Raw genomic sequence first — 17,950 nt, 5'->3', positions numbered from 1 at the left:
TCCGGGTGTGCTAGACCTGGGGCCTTGTCCGGCAGGTCGCCGCGCCATTCGAACCGCGTCATTCGAGCTGCGTCATCGAGCTGCGCCAAACAATTCGGGGAGAAAAGATGTCAGACGAGGTCCGGATCAGTACCGAGGAGCTGCACAAGCTCGGTACGCAGTTCGAGATATCCGCGGACGACCTGGGCCGGCAGCTGACCGCTTTCAGACGGCGCACCGACGCCGAGGCGCTATGCGACGGGTTCGGCTCGCGTGCAGCGGCCGGGCCGTACCTGGAGCTGTACGAGCAGGCCGAGCGCGCCCTCGAACAGCTGCGGGAGCGGCTGGCGGAGGTCGCCGGCGGCATCAGGGAGACCGCCGTGTCCACCGAGGCGGCCGAGACCGAGCTGGCCGAGACGATCCGGGAGGTCCGGTGACCGAGCGGCGCAACCCCGAGGCCCTGCACGAGGCGGCGGCCGGATGGCGGGACATGGGCACGCACCTGGGCGGCCTCGTACGGGACCTGGACCGGCACGTGGGCACGGCCGCGGCGGCCAACTGGCAGGGGCCGGCGGGCGAGGCGTTCGCGGCGGAGTGGCACCGCCTCAAGCGGTCCGTCGACGAGACGCTGCCGGTCTTCGAACTGGCCGCCGCCGACCTGGAGAGCGCCGCCTCCCAGGGCAAGGAGGCACACGCGGGCGCGGACTCCGGAGCGCACGACTCCGCGCCGGCCGCTTCCCAGGACGACGGTTCCGGGGCGTCCGGTACACAGACCGCGTACGGCTTCATGGCCCTGGGCCAGCTGGCCACGTCGCTGGGCGGCGCCTTCCGCGGCAAGGGCGGCAGGGGCGGCGGCCAGGGCCGACGGCCCCCGGTGACCGCACACTGGGAGACCTCCGGCGCTCCTCAGGGGCCCGACCCCTTCGGACCGCCGCAGGCCGGTGACGCGAAGCGCGCGCGGGGTGGTGCGGGGGTGGCCAAGGGCGTACGTACGGGGGCGCACGCGGCCGAGGCGGTTGCTGCGGACGCGACGCCGGAGGCACCGGCCCGGCGTCCGGCGAAACCGGCCGCCTCCTCCGACGCCACCACCTCCGCCGGTGCCACGTCTCCCGCCGCTCCCGGCTCGCCCCCGCCGACCAGTGAGGGCTCAGCCGCAGGGACCGGAAAGGACACCCCCGAGGCCCCGGACGCCCGGCAGCCCGCCACCAAGGACCCGTCTCCCGACGTGCGCCGCCACGGCGCCTTCGGCTGAGCCCCGCACGAAGCGCCGACGGCCCGTCCCGAACGCCGGTGGGGCGCCCCTCCCGAAGGAGGAGCGCCCCACCGTCTTCTTCTCACCGGCGGCCCGGAGCCGCCGCACCGGATCTCAGCCGCTGTGCGCCGGCAGCCAGCCGGTCTGCACCAGCTGCGCCCCGCGCTTGCGCGTGATGAACTGCGCGCGCCCCGGCGTCAGGCTGGTCGCCTTGATGTTGCCCATCAGCGGCCCCTCGCCCGGGTCACCCGAAAGGATCAGACCCTGGGCGCCCAGCTCCTTCGTGCGCTGCATCACGGGCTCGAACGAGGACCGTCCCGCACCCGACGAGCTGCGCGCCAGGATCAGACGCAGGCCCAGGTCGCGGGCGAACGGCAGGTACTCCAGCAGCGGCTGCAGCGGGTTGCCGCTGCTGGTCGCCACCAGGTCGTAGTCGTCCACGATCACGAACGCGTCCGGCAGGTCGTACCAGCTGCGGTTGCGCAGCTGCTCCGGCGTGACGTCCGGCCCCGGCATCCGGCGGCCCAGGGAACCGGCGAGCCCGGTGATGACCTCCTGGAGCTGCGGCCCCGCGGCACAGTACTTGTACATGTGGCTCTCGGGGATCTCGCCGAGCAGCGCGCGCCGGTAGTCGGAGACCACCATCAGCGCCTTGTCGGAGGTGTAGCGCTCCGCGATCTGCTTGGCGATCAGCCGCAGCAGCGAGGACTTGCCGGACTCGCTCTCGCCGTAGATGACCAGCAGCGGGTCGGTCTCGAAGTCGATGAACGCCGGCGACAGCGTCGTCTCGTCGACACCGATCGCGATGCCGTACTCCGGGTAGTCGCCGCCCTTGGGCAGGTCGCTCGCCGGCAGCAGCGTCGGCAGCATCCGCACCTTCGGGGCGGGTTCGCCCTGCCAGTGCTCCTTGACGGTGGCCACCAGGTGCGCCATGCCGTCACTGAGGCTCTCCGCGTCCTGGACGCCGTCGATACGGGGCAGCGCCGCCAGGTAGTCCAGCTTCTCCGGCGACAGGCCGCGGCCGGGGCGGCCCATCGGCACGTTCTCCGCGCGCTTGCGGTCGAACTCCGACTCCATCGGGTCGCCGAGCCGCAGCTCGACGCGGTTCAGCAGCTGGTCGCGCAGCGCCGGCCGCACCTCGGTGTACCGGGAGGCGCCCAGGATCAGGTGGATGCCGAAGCCCAGACCGCGGCTGGCGATGTCCAGGATGACCGGGTCGAGCTGCTCGTAGTCGGTCTTGAACGTCCCCCAGCCGTCGATGACGAGGAAGACGTCGCCCCACTTCTGGTCCGGGAACGCGCCCGCGGCCCGCCGCTGGCGGTACGTGCCCATGGAGTCGATGGTGTTCGCCCGGAAGAACTCCTCGCGCTCGTTGAGGATGCCGACGACCTCGGCGACCGTACGGCGCACCTTCTCCGCGTCCAGGCGGGAGGCGACACCGCCGACGTGCGGCAGGTCCTCCAGGGCCAGCATGCCGCCGCCACCGAAGTCGAGGCAGTAGAACTGCACCTCGGCCGGGGTGTGGGTGAGCGCGAAGCCCGCCATGGCGGACCGGATCAGCGTCGACTTGCCGGACTGCGGACCACCGACGACCAGGCCGTGACCGGCGCCCGCGGAGAAGTCCAGGTACATCACGTCACGCCGCTGCTCGAACGGCTTGTCCACGAGCGCGACCGGCACGACCAGCTTGCCGAGCGCCGTGTACTCCGGGGCGTGCACGCCCCGCTCGGGCGTGACCGCGAGTGCCGGGAGCAGCTGGTTGACGGTGGGGGACTCGTCCAGCGGCGGCAGCCACACCTGGTGCGCCGGCGGGCCCTGCCCCTGCATCCGCTGGACGATGACGTCCAGGACGGTGTCGGCGAGCGCGTCGTCCTGCTGCTGGGCGAGCGACGGCTCCTCGGCGACGATCTCCTCAACGATCGGCGCCAGCACCGGCGACGCGGTGAACGGCACCGGCATCCGGTTCGTACGGCCCCCACCGCCGCCCCCGGCGGCCCCCGGCCCGCGGTACGGACCGGAGACGTACGCGGCCTTGAACTGCACCATCGTCTCGGTGTCGTACTTCAGGATGCCGGAACCGGGCACATTGGGCAGGTGGTAGGCGTCCGGCACGCCGATCGCCGTACGGGACTCGGCGGCGGAGAACGTCCGCAGACCCAGCCGGTACGACAGGAACGTGTCCAGACCGCGCAGCTTGCCCTCTTCCAGGCGCTGCGAGGCGAGCAGCATGTGCACACCCATCGAACGGCCGATCCGGCCGATCTGGATGAACATGTCGATGAAGTCCGGCTTGGCGGTCAGCAGCTCGGAGAACTCGTCGAGCACCATCACCAGCGAGGGCAGCGGGTCCAGCGGGGCGCCGGCCGCGCGGGCCTTCTCGTAGTCGGTGATGTTGGCGTAGTTGCCCGCCGACCGCAGCAGCTCCTGACGGCGCTGCAGCTCACCGGTGATCGCGTCGCGCATGCGGTCGATCAGGCTGACGTCGTCGGCCAGGTTGGTGATGACCGCCGCCACGTGCGGCATGTCGGACATGCCGGTGAAGGTGGCGCCGCCCTTGAAGTCCGCGAGGATGAAGTTGAGCGTCTCCGAGGAGTGGGTGACCGCCAGCGCGAGCACCAGCGTGCGCAGCACCTCGGACTTGCCGGAACCGGTCGCGCCGACGCACAGGCCGTGCGGGCCCATGCCCTCCTGCGAGGCCTCCTTGATGTCCAGCATGACGGGCTGGCCGTCCTTGTCGACACCGATCGGCACCCGCAGCCGCTCGTGCAGCGTGCGCGGGCGCCAGGTGCGCGAGACGTCCACCGAGCCGGCGTCGCCGATGTTCATCAGGTCCGTGAAGTCCAGGTTGGACAGCAGCGGCTCCTCGCCGTCGGCGCCCGAGCCGGCCCGCAGCGGCGCGAGCTGGCGCGCCAGCGCCTCCGCCTCGGAGACCGACAGGGTGTCCACGACGCCGTTGTAGACCGCGCCGCTGGCCGACTCCAGCACCAGCTTGCCCGGCCACACCTGTACGGCCAGGCCGCCCCGGATCTCGTCCAGGTCGCCCGGCACGACCTCCAGGATCGTCACGCCCTGCAGGCCCTCGGCCCCGGCGATCACCGAGTCCACCGGCACCTCGCCGGCGTCCAGCACGATCACCACGTGCGGGGTGTCGGTGACCGGCGTGCCCTGCGGGTTGAACCGGCCGCGGCCCTCCAGCTCGTCGGCGAGCAGTTCCTCGATCTCGCCCAGGTCACCGACCACCAGCCGCCGGGTGCCGGCGCCGTCGGTGGTCTTGTCCTGGACGTGCGGCAGCCACTTGGTCCACTCCCACTCGGCCTGCGCGCCCGGCGCGGCCACCACGGCGACCACCAGGTCCTCCGGCGAGTGCAGGGTGCACAGCTGCGCGATGATGGCGCGCGCGGACCCGTACACGGTGTCCGGGTCGCCCGAGACCGTCAGGTGGTAGAAGGCGCGCAGCGAGACGGCGAGCGGCAGCGAGTCCAAATACCCGTGCTTGTCGAGGAATTCCTTCATCGCGTGCGCGGTGAGCGGCTCCAGCTCGTCGACCGGCGCGGTCTCCGGAGCCTTCAGGGGCGTCGCCAGCTGCTGCGGCCCCAGCCCCATGCGCACCTGCGCGAAGTCCGGGTCGGACGTCCGGCGTTCCCAAACGCGTTTGCCCTCGGCGACGATCGACCACAATTGGCCCGGATCGGGGTGCACGAAAAGCTGCGCGTCACGCTGTTTGCGTGCGGTACGCCGTACTTCCTTTCGCTTCTGTGCCAGGTATTTGAGGTAATCCTGGCGCTCCTGGAGCATTTGCCCGGAAGGCCCCTGCCGGGCCTTGACGATCTGGACAATAGCCATCGCGAGGGTGGAAACCACCATCACGCCACCCATGATCTTCATGAACGGCTGGGTGCCCATGAACAAGAAACCCGCCGAACCCGCCATGCCCATCATCGGCATGAGGTTCATCAGCATGTTGTCCTCGCCCTCGCGAGGCAGCTCCGGGGGAGCTTCGAGCGTCAACTCCTCTCCGGGGATTTCGGGTGGAAGCGCGCGGGGCGGGCGCTTGACGATGACAACGCTCACCGAGGCATCAGTCCTTCATGCATCTCGCAGTCTCGGACCGCCCCCGTTGGTTCGACGGTCCCCCGGACCAAGTCCATGGCCCGACGCAGGCGTTGATCCTACTGTTAACGGTCAAGTGCCGGGGCGGGTGGGGCGGCGCCCTAATTGGGGGGTACGCTGACGCCTCGCGTGCGCGCCCCGGGTCCCGTTACGGCGTCCCTATATATAAGGCACGGTGACGGCGCCCCATATATAAGGCACGCACGCGACAAACTGCCCAACGGATAGGGGGAACCGCCAGGTGAGCACGACTACAGGCACCGGCTTCTGCCGGGTCACAGTCGCCGCGCCGGACGCACGGATCGACGTGGCACTGCCGGAGGATGTCGCACTCGTCGATATTTATCCGGAGATCCTGCGGCTCTCCGGCCAGTCCCAGGCGGAGGGCGCCCCCACCGGATACCACCTGGTGCGCCGCGACGGCACGGTCCTGGACGCGGGCCAGTCGCTCGCCCAGCAGCGCATCCTGGACGGCGACCTGCTCCTGCTGCGGCCGTTCGCCGAGTCGCTGCCGCTGCCCGTCTTCGACGACGTCTCGGACGCCGTCGCCTCCGCGGTCAAGCGCAACCGCAACCGCTGGAGCGACGACCTGATGAACATCGTCGGCCTCACCGCCGGCGTGCTGCTGCTCGTCATGATGGCGTTCGCCCTGTGGTTCTCGAACCCGGTCGACCGCGACATGCACCGCCTGCCCGGCATCATCGCGGGCGTCACCGGCATCGTCCTGGTTGCCCTGTCCGGCGTACGGGCCCGGGTCTACGACGACCACGCCTCCTCCATCGCGCTGGGCCTGGCCTCGCTGCCGCACCTGCTGCTCGCCGGCTCCGGCATCATGCCGGTGGCCGACGGCGAGGGCCCGGGGCGCCTGCAGTTCCTGGTCGGCTGCGTGACCGTGCTGATCGCGTCCGTCCTGCTCGTGGTGCTGCTGCCGCGCGGCGACGCGCCCTTCGTGGCCGCCGCCTTCCTGGCCAGCATCGGCACCCTCGCGGTCTTCGCGTCCATCCTCACCGAGGCCGAGCCGCGCGAGGTCGCCGCGGTCACCGCCGTCGTCGCCATCGCCGTCGTCGCCTGGCTGCCCGGCCTGTCCTCCCGCTTCGCCCGGCTGCCCATCGGCTACAAGTCGCCCGACCAGATCGCCAAGGGCCCGCACGACGGCGACCAGAACGCCGTGACCGAGTCGGTCGACTTCGTCAAGATCGGCAACCAGGCCAAGCGCGGCCACGAACTGCTGCTCGGCCTGGTCGCGGGCTGCTCCGCCCTGGTCGTCGGCGCCGCCGGCGTCGTCCTCGGTTTCTCCGACAACAGCTGGGCGCAGCTGCTGGCGCTGGCCGCGGGCATCACGATCATGCTGCGGGCCCGGCTCTTCGACTACACCGCGCAGGTCGCCTGCCTGACCGTCGCCGGCATCCTGACGATCGTGCTGCTCATCCTGGGCATCGCGCTGCACCCGCCGGTCGACATCCTCACCGACCTCGCGCGCTTCGGGGACTCCGGTCCGCTGAACATCCGTACCGTCTGGTTCTCCAGCAGCATCGCGGCCGGCGCCGCCGTCCTGGTCGGTGTGGGTCTCATCGTCCCGCGCAAGGGCGTCACCCCCTTCTGGGGCCGTGTCTTCGACATCTTCGACGGTGTCGTCCTGCTGTCGCTGGTGCCGCTGTGCCTGGCGGTACTGGACGTGTACGGCACCGTGCGCGGCCTGACCAGCTCCTCGTAGCGCTCCGGAAAAGCTGCCCGGACGGATGATCCCCGCACCACGCGGGGTCACCCGTCCGCACGGCCCCCCTGACCGACCGGTCAGGGGGGCCGTTTTCAGCTGGTACTCTGGGTGACGGTCCTTGCCGAGTCATCGAAGATCCCCTGTGAAGACGATCCAGGGGCGCTCGCAGACCCAGAACACCCGAGGAGTACGCGTGTCGCTCGACGCCGCCACGAAGAAGCAGATCATGGCCGAGTTCGCCACCAAGGAGGGCGACACCGGCTCCCCCGAGGTCCAGGTCGCGCTGCTCTCCCGCCGTATCTCGGACCTGACCGAGCACCTGAAGACCCACAAGCACGACCACCACTCCCGCCGTGGTCTGCTGCTGCTGGTCGGCCAGCGCCGCCGCCTGCTCCAGTACCTGGCGAAGAAGGACATCACGCGCTTCCGCGCGCTGGTCGAGCGCCTGGGCATCCGCCGCGGCGCGGCGGGCGCCAAGTAAGACATCGTGAAGGGAGCGGTTCCCACACCCGGGGGCCGCTCCCTTTGCCGTACGCACCGGACGCCCGGTCCACTGTCCGGTGGACCGGAGCTTTGTAGTCTGGTCCCATAACGCCATAGCGAACGAGGTGGGGCGCCCTTCAGCCGCCGGTCCTCGGTAGTGGCCCCCGGATGGCGCGCGGACGACCGCGCGGCCCTGTATCCGGGTGCTTCGATCGAAGACCGGCCCGCAACCCCGGCGCTCCACCGAAGAAGGTCCGCCGCCACACGGGCGGTGGACGCAGACGAGGAGATATCCCTGGTGGAGAACGAGACCCACTACGCCGAAGCCGTCATCGACAACGGTTCCTTCGGCACCCGCACCATCCGCTTCGAGACGGGCCGCCTGGCCAAGCAGGCCGCCGGCTCCGCCGTCGCGTACCTGGACGACGACACCATGGTGCTGTCGGCCACCACCGCTTCGAAGAACCCCAAGGACCAGCTGGACTTCTTCCCGCTGACCGTGGACGTCGAGGAGCGGATGTACGCCGCCGGGAAGATCCCCGGCTCCTTCTTCCGCCGTGAGGGCCGGCCCTCCGAGGACGCGATCCTCACCTGCCGCCTGATCGACCGGCCGCTGCGCCCCTCCTTCAAGAAGGGCCTGCGCAACGAGATCCAGATCGTCGAGACGATCATGGCGCTCAACCCCGATCACCTCTACGACGTGGTCGCCATCAACGCCGCCTCCTGCTCCACGCAGCTGGCCGGCCTGCCCTTCTCCGGCCCGATCGGCGGCACCCGCGTCGCCCTGATCAACGGCCAGTGGGTGGCGTTCCCGACCCACTCCGAGCTGGAGAACGCGGTCTTCGACATGGTCGTGGCCGGCCGTGTCCTGCCGGACGGCGACGTCGCGATCATGATGGTCGAGGCCGAGGCCACCGAGAAGACCATCCAGCTGGTCAAGGACGGCGCCGAGGCCCCCACCGAGGAGGTCGTCGCCGCCGGTCTGGAGGCCGCCAAGCCCTTCATCAAGGTGCTGTGCAAGGCCCAGTCGGACCTGGCCGCCAAGGCCGCGAAGCCGGTCGGCGAGTTCCCGATCTTCCTCGACTACCAGGACGACGTCCTGGAGGCGCTGACCGAGGCCGTCCGCGGTGAGCTGGCCCAGGCGCTGACCATCGCCGGCAAGCAGGAGCGCGAGGCCGAGCTGGACCGCGTCAAGGCGCTCGCCGCCGAGAAGCTGCTGCCGCAGTTCGAGGGCCGCGAGAAGGAGATCTCCGCCGCCTACCGGTCGCTGACCAAGAGCCTGGTGCGCGAGCGCGTCATCAAGGAGAAGGTCCGCATCGACGGCCGTGGCGTGACGGACATCCGTACGCTCGCCGCCGAGGTCGAGGCCATCCCGCGGGTGCACGGCTCGGCCCTGTTCGAGCGTGGCGAGACCCAGATCCTGGGCGTCACCACCCTGAACATGCTCCGCATGGAGCAGCAGCTGGACACCCTCTCCCCGGTGACCCGCAAGCGCTACATGCACAACTACAACTTCCCGCCGTACTCCACCGGTGAGACCGGCCGCGTGGGCTCGCCCAAGCGCCGCGAGATCGGCCACGGCGCGCTCGCCGAGCGCGCGCTGGTGCCGGTGCTGCCGACGCGCGAGGAGTTCCCGTACGCCATCCGCCAGGTCTCCGAGGCGCTCGGCTCCAACGGCTCCACCTCGATGGGTTCGGTCTGCGCCTCGACCATGTCGCTGCTGAACGCCGGTGTGCCCCTCAAGGCCCCGGTCGCCGGTATCGCCATGGGCCTGATCTCCCAGGAGATCGACGGCAAGACGCACTACGTCACCCTCACCGACATCCTCGGTGCGGAGGACGCGTTCGGCGACATGGACTTCAAGGTCGCCGGTACGAAGCAGTTCGTCACCGCCCTGCAGCTGGACACCAAGCTGGACGGCATCCCGGCCTCCGTGCTGGCCGCGGCCCTCAAGCAGGCCCGCGACGCCCGTCTGCACATCCTCGACGTGATGAACGAGGCGATCGACGTTCCGGACGAGATGTCCCCGAACGCGCCGCGCATCATCACCGTCAAGATCCCGGTGGACAAGATCGGTGAGGTCATCGGCCCCAAGGGCAAGATGATCAACCAGATCCAGGAGGACACCGGCGCCGACATCACGATCGAGGACGACGGCACCATCTACATCGGTGCCGCCGACGGCCCGGCCGCCGAGGCCGCCCGCGCCACGATCAACGGCATCGCCAACCCGACCATGCCGGAGGTCGGCGAGCGCTACCTGGGCACGGTCGTCAAGACCACCACCTTCGGTGCGTTCGTCTCCCTGCTCCCGGGCAAGGACGGTCTGCTGCACATCTCGCAGATCCGCAAGCTGGCCGGCGGCAAGCGCGTGGAGAACGTCGAGGACGTGCTCGCCGTGGGCGCCAAGGTCCAGGTGGAGATCGCCGAGATCGACCAGCGCGGCAAGCTGTCGCTGGCCCCGGTCATCGAGGGTGAAGACGACGACGCGAAGGACGACGCCGCCAAGTGACGTCCCGTAGCTCACGGACGACGGCCCGCACCTCTTCGGAGGGGCGGGCCGTCGCCCGTACCCAAACGCTTCTCAAGGGCACCAACGGCGCCGGCACGGTCCGCAAGACGGTCCTGCCCGGCGGCCTGCGCGTGGTCACCGAGACCCTGCCGTCCGTACGCTCCGTGACGTTCGGCATCTGGGCGCACGTCGGCTCCCGCGACGAAACCCCTTCGCTGAACGGCGCCACCCACTACCTGGAGCACCTGCTCTTCAAGGGCACCAGGAAGCGCAGCGCGCTGGACATCTCCGCCGCCATCGACGAGGTCGGCGGCGAGATGAACGCCTTCACGGCGAAGGAGTACACCTGCTACTACGCGCGGGTGCTGGACACCGACCTGCCGCTCGCCATCGACGTGGTCTGCGACATGCTGACCGGTTCGCTGATCGAGCCGGACGACGTCGAGGCCGAGCGCGGCGTGATCCTCGAAGAGATCGCCATGACCGAGGACGACCCGGGCGACTGCGTGCACGACCTGTTCGCGCACACGATGCTCGGCGACACCCCCCTCGGCCGCCCCGTCCTCGGCTCCGTCGACACGGTCAACGCCCTCAGCCCCGAGCGCATCCGCCGCTTCTACAAGAAGCACTACGACCCGACCCGCCTGGTCGTCGCCGCCGCCGGCAACGTCGACCACGCCAAGGTCGTCCGCATGGTCCGCGCCGCCTTCGAGAAGGCCGGTGCCCTCGACCGTACGGACGCCACCCCGACGGCCCCGCGCGAGGGCTCCCGGACCATCCGTACGGCCGGTCGCGTGGAACTGCTCAACCGCAAGGCCGAGCAGGCCCACGTGATCCTCGGCGTGCCGGGCCTGGCCCGCACCGACGACCGCCGCTGGGCCATGGGCGTCCTGAACACGGCCCTCGGCGGCGGCATGAGCTCGCGCCTCTTCCAGGAGGTACGGGAGAAGCGCGGCCTGGCCTACAGCGTGTACTCCTACACCTCCGGATACGCCGACTGCGGCCTGTTCGGCGTGTACGCGGGCTGCCGCCCCAGCCAGGTGGACGACGTCCTGAAGATCTGCCGCGACCAGCTCGACCAGGTGGCGTCCGAGGGCCTGACCGACGACGAGATCCGCCGCGCGATCGGGCAGCTGCGCGGTTCGACGGTGCTCGGCCTGGAGGACACCGGCGCGCTGATGAACCGCATCGGCAAGAGCGAGCTGTGCTGGGGCGCCCAGATGTCGGTCGACGACATGCTGGCGCGGATAGCGGCGGTCACCCCGGACGAGGTCCGGGAACTGGCACGCGATGTACTGGGGCAGCGTCCCTCGCTGTCCGTGATCGGCCCGCTGAAGGACCGGCAGGCGCAGCGGCTGCACGACGCGGTCGCCTGACCTGCCCGTCGGGCGGACCAGGGCTACAGGAAGAGAGAGCGGGAAACGATGAGCAAGCTGCGCGTGGCGGTCATCGGGGCCACGGGGCGGATCGGCTCCGAGGCCGTACGGGCGGTCGAGGCCGCCGAGGACATGGAGCTGGTCGCCGCCCTCGGCCGGGGCGACGAACTGGAGACCCTGACCGAGGCGGGGGCGCAGGTGGCGGTCGAGCTGACCCACCCCGACGCGGTCATGGACAACCTCGGCTTCTGCGTCCGCAACGGCATCCACGGCGTCGTCGGCACCACCGGCTGGACCGACGAGCGCCTCGCGCAGCTGCGCGGGTGGCTCGACGCGTCGCCCCGTACAGGCGTGCTCATCGCCCCGAACTTCTCCCTCGGCGCGGTGCTGACCATGCGGTTCGCGCAGCAGGCGGCCCGGTTCTTCGAGTCGGCCGAGGTGATCGAGCTGCACCACCCGAACAAGGCCGACGCCCCCTCGGGCACCGCGGCCCGTACGGCCAAGCTCATCGCCGAGGCCCGCGCGGCCGCCGACTGCCCGCCGCAGCCGGACGCCACGAGCAGCGCGCTCGACGGCGCCCGCGGTGCGGACGTGGACGGCATCCCCGTCCACTCCGTACGGCTGCGCGGCCTCCTGGCCCACCAGGAGGTGCTGCTCGGCGGGGTGGGGGAGACCCTCACCATCCGCCACGACTCGCTCCACCACAGCAGCTTCATGCCGGGCATCCTGCTCGGCGCGCGCCGCGTGGTGGCGACTCCCGGCCTGACCGTGGGCCTGGAGAACTTCCTCGACCTGGACTGACGGGGACCGACCGTGCGAGCAAAGATCACCTACTGCGTCCTCGCGGCGATCCTGGTCGTCTACTTCGTCCTCGTCGGCAGCCGCGGCGTCCTGCTCATCGAGCAGGGCACCGCGCTGACCGTCGTGTTCGGCGTCGCCGTCCTGATCCTGCCGTTCATCGGACTGTGGTTCCTCTGGCACACCACCCAGTTCGCGCGCAAGGCCGGCCGCCTGGCCCGCGAACTGGAGGCCGAGGGCGGGCTGCCGGTCGACGAACTCAAGCGCACCCCGGGCGGCCGCATCGACCGGGACTCCGCCGACGAGGTCTTCGACCGGCGCCGCGCCGAGACGGAGCAGGCACCGGACGACTGGCGCAGCTGGTTCCGGCTGGCCGTCGCCTATCACGACGCGCGGGACACCCCGCGGGCCCGCAAGGCGATGCAGCGCGCCATCGCCCTGCACGACGGCAAGCCGGTACGCGTCTGAGCCGTACGGCGCGCAGGTTCACCGGGGCCGGTTCCGACCAGGAGCCGGCCCCGTCCCGTGTTCACCGGCGGTACTCGGCCGCCCACGCCTCCAGCACGTCCGCGGCCCGCTCGAACGCCTCGGGGCGCCCCAGGAAGTCACCGCTGTGGTCCGTGACGAGCGTGCGCAGCGGGCCGCCGCCCCGCCGTTCGACGACCAGCGCCTGACCCTGCACCGTCCGCGGCAGGCCCAGCCAGCGGACCGGCCGCTGGACCGTACGGACGGTGGCGACCTCGCTCCAGCGCAGCGTCGTCGTACGCAGCGGCTCCACCTGCCGCAGGCCGTGGGCGCTCACCCACATGCCCACCCGCAGGAAGCGCACCGCCAGCGCGATGATCAGGAGCGCGACCCCGGCACAGACCAGGGCGGCGGGCAGCGCGCCCGCGGCGACGATGATCACGGCCGACAGCAGGACGAACGAGGCCAGCAGCAGAAACACGGCCGCCGCCCCCACCCGTCCGGGGCCCGGACGGTAGGGACGGCGCCAGTGGTCGGCCCCGGCATGGGGCAGCGGGGCCGCCTCGGCGGCCTGGTCGTCGAGGTCGCGGTCGGCCGTCAGGAAGGTCAGGGGCACGGCGGATCCTCATTCCGGGCACACGAAAGGCTGTGACCGGTGAGGTTATCGGGCCCGAAGGGACGGAACCACTCCGTGCCCGGCGGCACGCGCGGTGTCGCCGCGCGTGCCGCCCGGCCGGGTCAGCGGCCGTGCGCCGCCTCGGACTGGTGCGTGCCGACACCGGCGGTCTCCTGCTGGAGCGCCGGGACGCCGAGCAGCAGGGCGCCGGCGAGACCGCCGACAACCGTCAGGCCGATCAGTGAGCGGCCCGCGAGCTGGGCACGGCTGACGCGTTCTCGGGGCGGGGGCGCGACATTGCTGCGGAACCGGTCGGCCTCGGCGACGAAGGCGAACGGCACGGGCTCTCGCCGGCGGAACATGAGCGGGCTCTCCTTGGAACCTCGAAGTGGGCACTGTCACAGGGTTAGACGACTGTCGCGTCCGTTTGGTGCCCGTTTTCCGCAACTTCTGTGAAAAATATCAACCGCGGTACGGGCCGGACCGAAGACTGTCCGTTTTTGTACGGTACGCGGTATCCCGCCGCAATTCCGGGACTGTCGGTGGCGGGCCGTAGGCTGGGGCCGCCACGTGGAATGAACGGAAGGAACCGCTGGTGTCCCCTACCCCCGCCGAGAGCGTCGAAAGCTCCGAAGGCACCGCTCCGAGCTTCCGGAGCGAGGTGACGGTCGAGCTGGTCAAGCACAGCGCCGCGGACAGCGACGTGCTGTGGGCGGCCCGCGTCTCCACCGCCGGCGAGCAGTCGCTGGAGGAGCTGCAGAAGGACCCCGAGCGCTCCAAGGGCCTGATCAACTTCCTGATGCGGGACCGGCACGGCAGCCCCTTCGAGCACAACTCGATGACCTTCTTCATCAGCGCGCCGATCTTCGTCTTCCGCGAGTTCATGCGGCACCGCGTCGGCTGGTCGTACAACGAGGAGTCCGGCCGCTACCGGCAGCTGGAGCCGGTCTTCTACGTGCCCGGTGCGTCCCGCAAGCTGGTCCAGCAGGGCCGCCCCGGCAAGTACGAGTTCGTCGAGGGCACCCCCGAGCAGCACGAGCTGGCCGCCAAGACCATGGAGGACTCCTACCGCCAGGCGTACGCCGCCTACCAGGAGATGCTGGCCGCAGGCGTGGCCCGTGAGGTCGCCCGCTCGGTCCTGCCCGTCGGCCTGTTCTCCTCCATGTACGCGACGTGCAACGCCCGTTCGCTCATGCACTTCCTGGGCCTGCGCACGCAGCACGAGCTGGCGGCCGTGCCGTCCTTCCCGCAGCGCGAGATCGAGATGGTCGGCGAGCAGATGGAGGCCCACTGGGCCCGCCTGATGCCGCTCACGCACGCCGCGTTCAACGCCAACGGCCGTATCGCCCCGTAAGGCGGCGACCCGGGGGCGGCCCGGCCGATCGCCCGGCGGACCGGCCGCCGCCCTCCGCGGCCGTACCGGACCGCACAGACGTGCCAAGTGTCCGTATTGCGGCATTTTGAGAAGTTCATCTACGCTGAAGAAACGGACCCGGCACTGCTTGAACCCCCGAGCAAGCAGTGCCGGAGTCCACCTCCCTGCTCCCCAGGGGCGCGACCCGAGGTGCGCTACGAGTAGCGTGGGACCCATGGCTCCGACTTCCACACCGCAGACCCCCTTCGGGCGGGTGCTGACCGCCATGGTCACGCCGTTCACGGCGGATGGCGCTCTCGATCTCGACGGCGCGCAGCAGCTCGCCGCGCACCTGGTGGACTCCGGCAACGACGGCCTCGTCGTCAACGGCACCACCGGCGAGTCCCCGACCACCAGTGATGCGGAGAAAGCCCGGCTGGTCCGGGCCGTGGTGGACGCGGTCGGAGACCGGGCCTTCGTGGTGGCCGGAGCCGGCACCAACGACACCGATCACAGCCTGGAGCTGGCGCGCGCCGCGCGCGACGCCGGCGCCCACGGCCTGCTCGCCGTCACGCCGTACTACAGCAAGCCCCCGCAGGAAGGTCTCTTCCGGCACTTCACCGCCATCGCGGACGCCACCGACCTGCCGGTCATGCTCTACGACATCCCCGGCCGCAGCGGCGTCCCGATCAACACCGAGACCATGGTGCGCCTGGCCGAGCACCCGCGCATCGTCGCCAACAAGGACGCCAAGGGCGACCTCGGCCGCGCCAGCTGGGCCATCGCCCGCTCCGACCTCGCGTGGTACAGCGGCGACGACATGCTCAACCTCCCGCTGCTGTCCGTGGGCGCCGTCGGTTTCGTCTCGGTCGTGGGCCACGTCGTCACACCGGAGCTGCGCGCCCTCCTCGACGCCCATCTGCACGGTGACGTCACCAAGGCCACCGAGATCCACCAGAAGCTGCTGCCGGTCTTCACCGGCATGTTCCGCACCCAGGGCGTCATCACGACCAAGGCCGCGCTCGGCCTCCAGGGCCTGCCCGCCGGCCCGCTGCGCCTGCCGCTCGTGGAACTGTCCGCGGAGGAGACGGAGCAGCTCAAGCGCGATCTCGCCGCCGGCGGGGTACAGCTGTAACCACAGACTTCACAACTGAACACGGAAAACAACCGCCAAATCGCAAGTGCACGAATGTCATGCGCGCCACGTGTGCCTCAGGGCGACGTGGCGCGTGTGGTGAGGAGAGTCTTTTGAGTCATCCGCATCCTGAACTCGGCGCGCCCCCGAAGCTTCCCAAGGGCGGCCTGCGCGTCACCCCCCTCGGCGGCCTGGGCGAGATCGGCCGCAACATGACGGTCTTCGAGTACGGAGGCCGGCTGCTGATCGTCGACTGCGGAGTGCTTTTCCCTGAGGAGGAGCAGCCCGGAATCGACCTGATCCTGCCGGACTTCTCGTCCGTCAGGGACCGCCTCGACGACATCGACGGCATCGTGCTCACGCACGGCCACGAGGACCACATCGGCGGCGTCCCCTACCTCCTGCGCGAGAAGCCGGACATCCCGCTGATCGGCTCCAAGCTGACCCTCGCCCTCATCGAGGCGAAGCTCCAGGAGCACCGCATCCGGCCGTACACGCTGGAGGTCAAGGAAGGCGACACGGAGGGCATCGGGCCCTTCAGCTGCGAATTCGTCGCGGTCAACCACTCCATCCCGGACGCCCTCGCGGTCGCCGTCCGCACCCCCGCGGGCATGGTCGTGCACACCGGCGACTTCAAGATGGACCAGCTCCCGCTGGACCGCCGCCTCACCGACCTCCCGACGTTCGCGAAGCTGGGCGAGGAGGGCATCGACCTCCTGCTGTCCGACTCCACGAACGCCGAGGTCCCGGGCTTCGTCCCGCCCGAGCGCGACATCTCCAACGTGCTGCGCCAGGTCTTCGCGAGCGCACAGAAGCGCATCATCGTGGCCAGCTTCGCCAGCCACGTGCACCGCATCCAGCAGATCCTCGACGCGGCACACGAGTACGGCCGCCGGGTCGCCTTCGTCGGCCGCTCGATGGTCCGCAACATGGGCATCGCCCGTGAGCTGGGCTATCTGAAGGTCCCGGCCGGGCTGGTCGTGGACGTCAAGGCCCTCGACGACCTGCCGGACGACGAGGTCGTGCTGGTCTGCACGGGCTCCCAGGGCGAGCCGATGGCGGCGCTGTCCCGGATGGCCAACCGCGACCACCAGATCCGCATCGTCCAGGGCGACACGGTGATCCTGGCGTCGTCGCTGATCCCCGGCAACGAGAACGCGGTCTACCGCGTGATCAACGGACTGACCCGCTGGGGCGCCAACGTCGTCCACAAGGGCAACGCCAAGGTCCACGTCTCGGGCCACGCCTCGGCCGGCGAGCTGCTGTACTTCTACAACATCTGCAAGCCGAAGAACCTGATGCCGGTGCACGGCGAGTGGCGCCACCTGCGCGCCAACGCCGAACTGGGCGCGCTGACCGGTGTGCCCAAGGACCGGATCGTCATCGCCGAGGACGGCGTGGTCGTCGACCTGGTCGACGGCGTCGCCAAGATCGTCGGCAAGGTGCAGGCGGGCTATGTGTACGTCGACGGCCTCTCGGTCGGCGACGTCACCGAGTCCTCCCTCAAGGACCGCCGCATCCTCGGCGACGAGGGCATCATCTCGGTGTTCCTGGTCGTGGACTCCAGCACCGGCAAGATCGTCGGCGGGCCGCACATCCAGGCCCGGGGCTCCGGCATCGACGACTCGGACTTCGCCGCCGTGATCCCGAAGATCGACGAGGCCCTTGCCAAGGCCGCCCAGGACGGCGTCGCGGAGACGCACCAGCTCCAGCAGCTGGTCCGCCGCTCGGTCGGCAAGTGGGTCTCCGACAACTTCCGCCGGCGCCCGATGATCCTTCCGGTCGTCGTCGAGGTCTGATCCCCTCAGGCGCACGCGTACACAGGTACGAGGAGCGGGGCAACCGGATTTGCATCCGGGCGCCCCGCTCCAGTACGTTTACGTCTCCGCCTGAACGGGAACCCCGGTACGTCTACGCGTCCGGTGGCCCCCCGAACCGGGCGGAATTCCGGCCCGGAGCAATCTGATAAAGTCGGAAAAGCCGAAAGGCAAACCCCTCCGACGAAATCGGAAACGAATTCAGCCCGGTAACGGACTGGAAATCGGATCTGATAGACTTGGAAAGGCCGGAAAGCGAAAGCCGGACGGCCGGCCCGCTCCAGCAGGGAGCCGGAAACGGAAAGCGGAAACGCCGAACGGATCTGGTAAGGTTGG

General features: G+C 70.3%; 14 protein-coding genes. 11 read left to right on the top strand and 3 right to left on the bottom strand.

The window, feature by feature from the left end:
* Window positions 1–107 precede the first annotated feature (107 nt).
* Window positions 108–416 (top strand): hypothetical protein, encoded by a 309-nt coding sequence (locus tag ACH4FX_RS25145; protein ID WP_398482499.1) that lies wholly within the window; start codon window positions 108–110, stop codon window positions 414–416.
* On the top strand, window positions 413–1,231 hold the full coding sequence (locus ACH4FX_RS25140) for a WXG100 family type VII secretion target (RefSeq protein ID WP_398482497.1): 819 nt from the start codon (window positions 413–415) through the stop codon (window positions 1,229–1,231). The genes ACH4FX_RS25145 and ACH4FX_RS25140 overlap by 4 nt, the downstream gene beginning before the upstream one ends.
* Window positions 1,232–1,345: 114 nt before the next feature.
* On the opposite strand, the gene eccCa is transcribed toward ACH4FX_RS25140, so the two are convergent.
* Window positions 1,346–5,302, bottom strand: a complete 3,957-nt coding sequence (gene eccCa, locus ACH4FX_RS25135; protein WP_398482495.1) for a type VII secretion protein EccCa — start codon at window positions 5,300–5,302, stop codon at window positions 1,346–1,348.
* Window positions 5,303–5,582: 280 nt separating this feature from the next.
* Between eccCa and eccD the strand changes: the two genes are divergently transcribed.
* From eccD to ACH4FX_RS25105, 6 genes are all read left to right on the top strand, one after another.
* Window positions 5,583–7,055: a type VII secretion integral membrane protein EccD gene (gene eccD, locus ACH4FX_RS25130; RefSeq protein WP_398482493.1), complete on the top strand. Its 1,473-nt coding sequence runs from the start codon at window positions 5,583–5,585 to the stop codon at window positions 7,053–7,055.
* Between the two features lie 196 nt (window positions 7,056–7,251).
* A complete protein-coding gene (rpsO, locus tag ACH4FX_RS25125) occupies window positions 7,252–7,539 on the top strand; it encodes a 30S ribosomal protein S15 (RefSeq protein ID WP_030414166.1) in 288 nt (95 codons plus the stop codon).
* Between the two features lie 300 nt (window positions 7,540–7,839).
* Complete coding sequence (locus ACH4FX_RS25120; RefSeq protein ID WP_398482787.1) at window positions 7,840–10,053, top strand: polyribonucleotide nucleotidyltransferase; 2,214 nt, start codon at window positions 7,840–7,842, stop codon at window positions 10,051–10,053.
* Window positions 10,050–11,429, top strand: a complete 1,380-nt coding sequence (locus tag ACH4FX_RS25115) for a M16 family metallopeptidase (RefSeq protein ID WP_398482491.1) — start codon at window positions 10,050–10,052, stop codon at window positions 11,427–11,429. Before ACH4FX_RS25120 ends, ACH4FX_RS25115 begins: the two co-directional genes overlap by 4 nt.
* Window positions 11,430–11,477: 48 nt before the next feature.
* Window positions 11,478–12,230 carry a 4-hydroxy-tetrahydrodipicolinate reductase gene (gene dapB, locus ACH4FX_RS25110; protein WP_398482489.1) on the top strand — a complete coding sequence of 251 codons (753 nt, stop codon included), beginning with the start codon at window positions 11,478–11,480 and terminating at the stop codon, window positions 12,228–12,230.
* 12 nt (window positions 12,231–12,242) lie between these two features.
* On the top strand, window positions 12,243–12,695 hold the full coding sequence (locus tag ACH4FX_RS25105) for a hypothetical protein (RefSeq protein ID WP_398482487.1): 453 nt from the start codon (window positions 12,243–12,245) through the stop codon (window positions 12,693–12,695).
* A 61-nt stretch (window positions 12,696–12,756) separates the two neighbouring features.
* Here the strand turns inward: ACH4FX_RS25105 and ACH4FX_RS25100 are convergent, their stop codons facing one another.
* On the bottom strand, window positions 12,757–13,308 hold the full coding sequence (locus ACH4FX_RS25100) for a hypothetical protein (protein ID WP_398482485.1): 552 nt from the start codon (window positions 13,306–13,308) through the stop codon (window positions 12,757–12,759).
* 122 nt (window positions 13,309–13,430) lie between these two features.
* A complete protein-coding gene (locus tag ACH4FX_RS25095; RefSeq protein ID WP_398482484.1) occupies window positions 13,431–13,670 on the bottom strand; it encodes a hypothetical protein in 240 nt (79 codons plus the stop codon).
* Window positions 13,671–13,903: 233 nt separating this feature from the next.
* Here ACH4FX_RS25095 and thyX point away from each other — a divergent pair, with 233 nt between their 5' ends.
* The 3 genes from thyX to ACH4FX_RS25080 all read left to right on the top strand — a co-directional run bounded on the left by thyX (window position 13,904) and on the right by ACH4FX_RS25080 (window position 17,596).
* Complete coding sequence (gene thyX / locus ACH4FX_RS25090; protein ID WP_398482482.1) at window positions 13,904–14,662, top strand: FAD-dependent thymidylate synthase; 759 nt, start codon at window positions 13,904–13,906, stop codon at window positions 14,660–14,662.
* Between the two features lie 235 nt (window positions 14,663–14,897).
* Window positions 14,898–15,797 carry a 4-hydroxy-tetrahydrodipicolinate synthase gene (dapA, locus tag ACH4FX_RS25085; protein ID WP_398482480.1) on the top strand — a complete coding sequence of 300 codons (900 nt, stop codon included), beginning with the start codon at window positions 14,898–14,900 and terminating at the stop codon, window positions 15,795–15,797.
* 113 nt (window positions 15,798–15,910) lie between these two features.
* Complete coding sequence (locus tag ACH4FX_RS25080) at window positions 15,911–17,596, top strand: ribonuclease J (protein WP_398482478.1); 1,686 nt, start codon at window positions 15,911–15,913, stop codon at window positions 17,594–17,596.
* Window positions 17,597–17,950 lie beyond the last annotated feature (354 nt).

The sequence above is a fragment of the Streptomyces sp. NPDC018019 genome (assembly GCF_044327805.1).
In the GTDB taxonomy this organism is placed as follows: Bacteria; Actinomycetota; Actinomycetes; order Streptomycetales; family Streptomycetaceae; genus Streptomyces.
This window is presented reverse-complemented; position numbering and strand designations above follow the sequence as displayed.